The organism is Streptomyces sp. NPDC054956, assembly GCF_053609185.1.
Window position 1 is genome coordinate 1 of record NZ_JBSGXB010000626.1, and the last position, 1541, is coordinate 1541.

Annotated in this window: 2 protein-coding genes and 1 pseudogene; 2 read left to right on the top strand and 1 reads right to left on the bottom strand. The window is 77.5% G+C overall.

The window, feature by feature from the left end; genetic code table 11:
- Both ACWGDE_RS38860 and ACWGDE_RS38865 read left to right on the top strand, forming a co-directional pair.
- The coding region (locus ACWGDE_RS38860; RefSeq protein ID WP_453393804.1) for a LacI family DNA-binding transcriptional regulator at positions 1-596 on the top strand (596 nt) is incomplete at its 5' end.
- A gap of 416 nt (positions 597-1012) precedes the next feature.
- Positions 1013-1348, top strand: a complete 336-nt coding sequence (locus ACWGDE_RS38865; protein WP_453393805.1) for a hypothetical protein — start codon at positions 1013-1015, stop codon at positions 1346-1348.
- A 12-nt stretch (positions 1349-1360) separates the two neighbouring features.
- Here the strand turns inward: ACWGDE_RS38865 and ACWGDE_RS38870 are convergent.
- Positions 1361-1541, bottom strand: a pseudogene (locus ACWGDE_RS38870) (sugar kinase); the annotation flags it as partial.

Here is a 1541-nt window from a genome sequence, read left to right on the forward strand (position 1 = left end):
ACCCCCTGCCCGGGATGCTCGCGGCCGCGGGCCTGCCCGCGGTGCTCTTCGCGCGGCCGGCCCCGGCGGTCGGGCTGGACTGGGTCGACCTGCGCCACCGCGAGGGCGGGGCGCTGGCGGCGCGGCACCTGCTGGCGCGGGGCTGCGGCCGCCCGGTGGCGATCGGCGGACCGGCGGAGGTCGCGGCGAGTCGGGAGCGGGTGGCGGGCTTCCGGGAGGCGCTGGCGGGCGGCGCGGTGCGGGTGGCCGAGGCGGACTTCACCCTCGACGGCGGCGAGCAGGCGATGCGCGTGCTGCTCGCCGAACAGCCGGACCTGGACGGGGTGTTCGCGGCGAACGACCTGATGGCGCAGGGGGCGTGCCTGGTGCTGCGCGAGCACGGCCGGCGCGTGCCGGAGGACGTCGCCGTGATCGGCTTCGACGACTCCGCCGCGGCGACGGCATCCCGCCCCCGCCTGACGACGGTCCGTCAGCCGGTGGAGGACATGGCGGCGGAGATGGTCCGCCTCCTCCTGGACCGCGTGGCGGGCACGGCCGCGGAGCCCCAGGCGGCGGTGCTCTTCGACCCCGAACTCGTGATCCGCGACTCGGCGTGACCCGGGCGGCCTACCGCGGCCCGTGAGCCACGGCCCGCGACCTGAGCCAGGGCCCCGCGACCCGAGCCAGGCCCCGCCGACCTGAGGCCGCGAGCCACGGCCCTGCGACCCGAGCCAAGGCCCTGCGACCCGAGCCAAGGCCCTGCGACCCGAGCCAGGCCCCGCGACCCGAGCCAGGCCCCGCGACCCGAGGCCGCGAGTCACGGCCCGCCGACCCGAGCCCGCGAGTCACGGCCTCGCGACTCGGGCCACGGCCCGCCGACCCGGGACCCCGAGCCACGGCCCAGCAACCCGAGCCCGCAACCCGAGCCCGCGCCCGAGCCCCCGAACCGAACCCCTCTGGACGCGGCCCCCTGGCCGCACGCAGGATGGCCCGCGGCCCCGCACGAGCGGGCAGTGTCCCGCTCCCCCTGGACATGACCTGGTACACCACGGGCTCGGGCGTCTTTCCGCATGCCGCGCGGGTCGCGGGACGGTGGTGGGTCCTGCGCCTCAACGACTTCCCCGAGCACCCGCTGTTCACCCTCTTCGTCGACGGGCGGCTCGTCGCCGATGTGGACGACCTCCCCTCCGACTGGCAGCGCCTCGAGCAGGGCTCGGCCGCCGCACTCACCCCGTCCGAACGCGCCGAGATCCTCGACCTCATGGCCGGACTGGGCCCGTACGGCGCGGAGTACGGCACCCCGTGCACCGGCGACTGGTGCACCTGCGATCTCCTCACCGACGCCTACCTCCGCCGGGAGGACAGCTGACGCACCCGGCGACTAACTCCGTCCCGCCCCCGCCGCCCCCCGGACCTCCAGCGACGTCTGCCAGCTCGGGGCCTCCGACGGGGGCTCCGGCGGGGTACGGCGGCCGCCGCGGGTGAAGAAGGCGGCCAGGGGGAGGGTGGCCGCGCCGACCGTGACCGCGTCCGGGCCGAGGGAGCCCATGTCGATGGTGACC

Coding starts and splice junctions, on each gene's coding strand:
- ACWGDE_RS38865 (WP_453393805.1), top strand. CDS start 1,013: ATGACCTGGTACACCACGGGCTCGGGCGTCTTTCCGCATGCCGCGCGG.